The sequence below is a fragment of the Acinetobacter sp. 22512 genome (assembly GCF_052044755.1).
Lineage (GTDB): Bacteria > Pseudomonadota > Gammaproteobacteria > Pseudomonadales > Moraxellaceae > Acinetobacter > Acinetobacter pittii.
The window spans coordinates 1-315 of sequence record NZ_JBQENP010000057.1; the positions used below are offsets into that span (position 1 = coordinate 1).

A 315-nucleotide genomic window follows, 5' to 3' on the forward strand; every position below is an offset into this window, starting at 1 on the left:
TTCCAAACGGTATCAACCATGTTGCCTTTAATGATTTAGAAGCTGCAAAAGCGGTCATTAATGAGCAAACTTGTGCCGTGATTGTTGAGCCGATCCAAGGTGAAGGCGGCGTTATTCCTGCTGACATAGAATTTTTAAAGGGATTACGTGCACTGTGTGATGAGTTTGGTGCATTGCTGATTTTTGATGAAGTACAAACCGGTGTTGGCCGTACAGGTGCACTGTATGCTTACATGAACTCTGGTGTTATTCCAGATGTGTTAACGACTGCAAAAGCACTAGGTGGTGGTTTTCCAGTCGGTGCAATGCTAACAA

At 43.8% G+C, this 315-nt stretch carries 1 protein-coding gene; it reads left to right on the forward strand.

Going from position 1 to position 315, the window contains the following annotated elements:
• Positions 1 to 315: aminotransferase class III-fold pyridoxal phosphate-dependent enzyme (locus ACTJJG_RS19080; protein ID WP_440609005.1), on the forward strand; the 315-nt coding region annotated here is incomplete at both ends.